General features: G+C 70.3%; 6 protein-coding genes. 3 read left to right on the plus strand and 3 right to left on the minus strand.

The annotated features are described in order from the left end of the window. The coding region (locus AB0M20_RS25590) for a hypothetical protein (RefSeq protein ID WP_364302283.1) at positions 1-330 on the minus strand (330 nt) is incomplete at its 3' end. 137 nt (positions 331-467) lie between these two features. On the opposite strand from AB0M20_RS25590, the gene AB0M20_RS25595 reads away from it, so the two are divergent. Further along, a complete protein-coding gene (locus AB0M20_RS25595) occupies positions 468-3,221 on the plus strand; it encodes an alpha-amylase family glycosyl hydrolase (protein ID WP_364302285.1) in 2,754 nt (917 codons plus the stop codon). A 4-nt stretch (positions 3,222-3,225) separates the two neighbouring features. Here the strand turns inward: AB0M20_RS25595 and AB0M20_RS25600 are convergent, their stop codons facing one another. Further along, on the minus strand, positions 3,226-4,236 hold the full coding sequence (locus AB0M20_RS25600) for a LacI family DNA-binding transcriptional regulator (RefSeq protein WP_364302287.1): 1,011 nt from the start codon (positions 4,234-4,236) through the stop codon (positions 3,226-3,228). A gap of 156 nt (positions 4,237-4,392) precedes the next feature. Between AB0M20_RS25600 and AB0M20_RS25605 the strand changes: the two genes are divergently transcribed. Next, positions 4,393-4,677: a hypothetical protein gene (locus AB0M20_RS25605; protein WP_364302289.1), complete on the plus strand. Its 285-nt coding sequence runs from the start codon at positions 4,393-4,395 to the stop codon at positions 4,675-4,677. Between the two features lie 9 nt (positions 4,678-4,686). On the opposite strand, the gene AB0M20_RS25610 is transcribed toward AB0M20_RS25605, so the two are convergent. Beyond that, the gene (locus AB0M20_RS25610) at positions 4,687-5,139 is read right to left on the minus strand and encodes a hypothetical protein (protein WP_364302292.1); all 453 of its coding nucleotides are present in this window, start codon (positions 5,137-5,139) and stop codon (positions 4,687-4,689) included. 56 nt (positions 5,140-5,195) lie between these two features. Here AB0M20_RS25610 and AB0M20_RS25615 point away from each other — a divergent pair. Then, positions 5,196-5,371, plus strand: a 176-nt coding sequence (locus AB0M20_RS25615; protein WP_364302294.1) for a helix-turn-helix domain-containing protein, incomplete at its 3' end; no start/stop codon positions are given.

Here is a 5,371-nt window from a genome sequence, read left to right on the forward strand (position 1 = left end):
CGCCTCGCGCGGAGGCCGGTTCAGCACGGTCGCCTCGAACAGCGGCGAACAGGCGACCGGCACGACGTCTCCGGGCTCGGCGGTGGTGCTGCCGGGGTTGATGACGGAGGCCTCGTTGGTGCCGTCGGAGCGCACCATTCCCGCGTACACCCCTTGCAGGTCGACGAGGGCGAAGACCGGAGGCGGACCGGGCCACAGACGCCAGGCCGAGAATCCCAGAACCAGCGCGAGGCCGGCCCCGACGAGCGCGATCAGGGTGCGGCGCGACAGCCGGTGCGATGCGTCGTCCGATCCGTGGGTGAGGACGTCCGTGGTCGGCGGCGGCGTCATCGCAGGAGCCGGGCAATCATGCGAACCCCCCTTGATGCGACCGTCCCTACGGTGTCATGGATGCCCACGGCCGCCAATCACGTGGTTGAATGTTTTCGCTGCGTAACCTGCTTGAGCTGGGCGTTTCGGGAGGATCAATGCGGATCCGTCGGGGTCTTTCGGTGCTGTTGTCAGTGGTGCTGGGCGGCGGGGTGATCGCCTCCCCGGCCCAGGCCCACGACGGCGGCCTGGGTGGGCGCCATTCGCTGCGCGCGCCGGTCACCGATGAGAACTTCTACTTCGTCATGGCCGACCGCTTCGACAACGGCGACACCGCCAACGACCGCGGCGGCCTCGGCGACGACCCGCTGGTGTCCGGGTTCGACCCGGTCAAGAAGGGCTTCTACAACGGCGGCGACCTCAAGGGACTGCTGCGGCGCATCGACTACGTGCAGGGCCTGGGCACCACCTCGATCTGGCTGACGCCGAGCTTCAAGAACAAGGCCGTGCAGCTCGAGGACGGGCCGTCGGCCGGGTACCACGGTTACTGGATCACCGACTTCACCCAGATCGACCCGCACCTGGGCACGAACGAGGATCTGCGGGCGCTGATCGAGGCCGCGCACCAGCGGGGCATGAAGGTCTACTTCGACATCATCACCAACCACACCGCGGACGTGATCGGGTACGAAGAGGGCGCGCGGCAGCCGTACGTCTCCAAGGACGTCGAGCCGTACCGCACCGCCGCCGGCCGGCCCTTCGACGACCGCGACTACGCCGGGACGGGGAGCTTCCCACCGCTGGACCCGGCCGTGTCGTTCCCGTACACCCCGGTCCTGGACCCGGCCGAGCGCGACCTCAAGGTCCCGGCCTGGCTCAACGACGTCACGCTCTACCACAACCGCGGCGACACCACCTTCGTCGGCGAGAACTCGCTCTACGGCGACTTCTTCGGCCTCGACGACCTGTTCACCGAGAACCCGCGGGTGGTCCGCGGGATGACCGACGTCTACAAGACCTGGATCTCCGACTTCGGCGTCGACGGCTTCCGCATCGACACGATGAAACACGTCAACGACGAGTTCTGGCAGCAGTTCGGGCCGGAGATCCTGCGGTACGCCCGCGCGCACGGCAAGAAGGAATTCTTCATGTTCGGCGAGGTGTTCGACACCACCAAGTCGTTCACCTCGCACTTCACCACCACCGACCGCATGCAGGCGGTGCTCGACTTCCCGTTCCAGGAGGCGGCGCGCAACTACGCCTCGCGCGGGCAGGCGGCCGACACGCTCGGCCGGTTCTTCGTCGACGACGACTGGTACACCGACGCGGACTCGAACGTCTACCAGCTGCCGACCTTCCTCGGCAACCACGACATGGGCCGGATCGGCGGCTTCGTGCAGGCCGACAACCCGGCCGCCGGCGAGGACGAGCTGGTGGCCCGCGACCGGCTGGCGCACGAGCTGATGTACTTCTCGCGCGGCAACCCGGTCATCTACTACGGCGACGAGCAGGGCTTCACCGGACCGGGCGGCGACCAGGACGCGCGGCAGACGATGTTCGCCAGCCGGGTGCCCGAGTACCTCGACGACGACCTGCTCGGCACCACCGCCACCCACGCGCAGGACAACTTCGTCACCACCCACCCGCTCTACCGGACCATCGGCGACCTCGCCGCGCTCACCAAGCAGCACCCGGCCCTGCGCGACGGCGCCCACCAGCACCGGTACGCCGACACGGCGGCCGGCGTCTACGCGTTCTCCCGCATCGGCCGCCACCAGCAACGCGAGTACGTCGTCGCGCTGAACAACAGCGAGACGGCCAAGACCGCCACGATCCCGACCTACGTCGGCGACGGCGACTTCCGGCGGGTGTACGGCGCAGCGCCGGACCGGCTGCGCACCGATGCCGGCCGCGGCCTGACGGTGAGCGTGCCGCCGCTGTCCACCGTGGTGTACCAGGCGGCCCGGCGGATCCCCGCGTCGAAGGCGGCCCCCGCCGTGTCGCTGGCCGCCCCGGCGCCGGCCGCCGCGACCCCGTCGCGCATGCAGGTGACGGCCGATGTGGCCGGCTCGTCGTTCAACGAGGTCACCTTCTACGCCAAGACCGGCCGGGGCGGCTGGACCCCGATCGGCACCGACGACACGGCGCCCTACCGCGTCTTCCACGACGTTTCCGGGCTGCCCACCGGCAAGTCCGTGCAGTACCGCGCGGTGGTGCTCGACAACGCCGGGCACACCCGGGCCTCCCAGCCGAGGCAGACGCGGGTGCCGCCGCCGGCACTGACGATCGAGGCGCCGGCCGAGAGCAGCAACGTGCGCGGCAAGGTCGAGGTGCGGGCGGTCGCCGACCCCGAGCGCGCCACGCACGTGGTCCGGTTCGAGCGCAGCATCGACGGCGGCCGGTGGACCACGATCGGCCGGGACGCGTCGTCGCCCGCGTACACGGTCTTCGACGACCTCGCTCCGCTGAACCTGGCCGCCGGCGCCCAGATCCGCTACCGCGCGATCCTGGCCCAGCCGGACGGCACCCGGGTGACCAGCGCGGTCCGCACGGTCCGGTACGCCGGGCCGCAGCTGCCCGCGGCCACCCTGCGCTACTACCGGCCGGCCGGCGACTACGACGGCTGGGGCCTGCACCTGTGGGGCGACGGCATCGATCCAGCAGTCCTCGCGCAGGTCGCCTGGGACAAGCCGTTGCCGCCGACCCGCATCGCGAACGGCTGGGCGGAGTTCGAGATCCGGCTGATCGACGACACCAAGCCGGTCAACTTCATCGTGCACCAGCCCAGTGGCGACACCGTGCCGACGACCCGGGAGCCGGGCGGCGACCGTTCCTTCCTGCCGATCGACCACCCGCAGGTGTGGATCGTCCAGGGCGACCCGACGGTGCACACCAGCCCACCGGGGCAGTGAGCGGTCAGGCGAGGGCGGCCTGCCGGCGGGCGCCGGTGGTCTTGCGGACCACCAGCTCCGGCTCGAAGAGCAACTCGTCCGGGCGCACCCCGGAGCCCTCGATCTGATTGACCAGCAGATCCACCGCCGCCTGGCCCATCATCTCGATCGGCTGACGCACCGTGGTGAGCGGCGGGTCGGTGCAGGTCATCAGCGCCGAGTCGTCGAAGCCGACGACGGACACGTCCGACGGCACGTCCTTGCCCAGCCGGCGAGCGGCCCGGATCGACCCGAGCGCGAGCACGTCGGAGGCGCAGATCATGCCGGTCACGCCGCGCTGGATCAGCCGGCCGGCCGCGAGACGCGCACTCTCCATCGAGAAGTTGGTGCGCTCCACCCACTCGTCCGGCTGATCCCACCCGGCGAGCTTGGCGACGGCGGCCAGCTTGCGGCGCGACGGCATGTGGTCCTCCGGCCCGAGCACCATGCCGATCCGCTCGTGACCGAGCGACCGCAGATGCCCGTAGGCCTGCTCGACCGCGACGGCGTCGTCGGTGGAGATGTGCGGGAAGCCGAGGCCGTCGACGCCGGCGTTGACCATGACCACCGGCATGCGGCGGTCGAGCAGCTGGCGGTAGTGGTCGTGCTCTGCGTCGGCCAGTGCGTACGACCCACCGGCGAAGACCACGCCGGACACCTGGTGGTCGAGCAGCATCTCGATGTAGTCGCGCTCGGGCACGCCGCCGATGGTGCGGGCGCACAGCGCCGGGGTGAAGCCGCGCTGGGCGAGGCTCGCGGTGACGACCTCGGCCAGGGCCGGGAAGATCGGGTTCTGCAGCTCCGGCAGCACGAGCCCGACCAGCCGGCCGCGCTCGCCGCGCAGTTTGGTGGGCCGCTCGTAACCGAGCACGTCGAGGGCGGTCAGCACGGAGGCGCGGGTGGCCTCGGAAACGCCGCTGCGCCCGTTGAGCACGCGGGAGACGGTCGCCTCGCTGACCCCGGCCTTCTTCGCAACTTCCGCCAGTCGTTTGGTCACGGCCGCAATCCTACGTCAAGATCCTGCAAGAACAGTACTGTCATTTGCAGCGACGAGCGGAGTCCTGCCGTCTCTTGCATCGACGCGTCGCAATCCCGTTCATGTCTGCTACCGCGCCGGTCCGAGCCGAGCGCCGAGCCGATACGGTTGATGACCATGACGACCTATTCCGGCCCGGCAAGGCTGATCCTCAGCGACGGCACGCGCGTCGCCGGCATGGCCTCGCTCAGCACCAACCTCAACGGCGGCCTGGAGGGCTGGGGTGGCAAGTTCCGCCCGGACCAGGCCAGCGCGGAGCTGCGTAACGCCGGCGACTCGGACGGCTTGCAGCTGGAGTTGCCGTACGACCAGATCGGCACGGTGGCGGTGACGGGGGTCCGCAAACTCCTCGCCACGCAGATCCTGATGTCGCTGGTCGGCCAGGGCCCCGCCCCCTTCTGAGGCGGCCGGCTAGCGAGGCGTGAAAGCGTCCGGGAAGCAGGCGATCAGCACCGCGGCGCTGAGCACGCAGGCGCCGGTGCGGATGACGTCGGCGGTCCGCAGACGGCGGTAGTGCGCGGGCGTGAAGCCGTCGCGCTGGAGGCGCACGTGCGCCGGGATGGCGGTGCTGAGCGTCGCGCCGAGGGCGACGACGCCGCCGGCTGCGACCAGCGCCCCCGCCCAGACGGAGACGCTGCCCGGCCGCACGAACGGGAACACGACGCAGGCCAGGAACGTCGGGAAGCCCGGCGCGATGATGATCGGCTGGATCCGGCGGCTGTACCGCGCGTGATAGGCGACGAAGGCGTCCGCCGGCACCGACGCGTACAGGGGATAGCTCACCTGCGTCGTCATCAGCGAGATGCCGACGACGTAGACGGCGAGCCCGGTGACGACGAGCAGATAGACGTGGGACGGATCCATCGGTTCAACCTTTCAGATACAGTAGCGCTGTATCTAAAGTAACGTAGCCTGAACCCGTGTCAACACAGCGTCGGACGTACGACAACGACCGCCGGCAGCAGCAGGCGGCCCAGCGCCGTGCAACGATCCTCAACGCCTGCCGCGAGGTGCTCCTCCGCGGCGGGTACGCCCAGCTGACCATCCGGGCGGTCGCCGACGCCGCCGAGGTGTCGCAGGAGACGATCTACAAGAG

The organism is Actinoplanes sp. NPDC051633, from assembly GCF_040681735.1.
Taxonomy (GTDB): domain Bacteria; phylum Actinomycetota; class Actinomycetes; order Mycobacteriales; family Micromonosporaceae; genus Actinoplanes.

Bases quoted from the DNA above. Each gene is read 5' to 3' on its own strand.
- AB0M20_RS25605 (WP_364302289.1), top strand. From the start codon at position 4,393: ATGACGACCTATTCCGGCCCGGCAAGGCTGATCCTCAGCGACGGCACG.
- AB0M20_RS25610 (WP_364302292.1), bottom strand. From the start codon at position 5,139: ATGGATCCGTCCCACGTCTATCTGCTCGTCGTCACCGGGCTCGCCGTC.
- AB0M20_RS25595 (WP_364302285.1), top strand. From the start codon at position 468: ATGCGGATCCGTCGGGGTCTTTCGGTGCTGTTGTCAGTGGTGCTGGGC.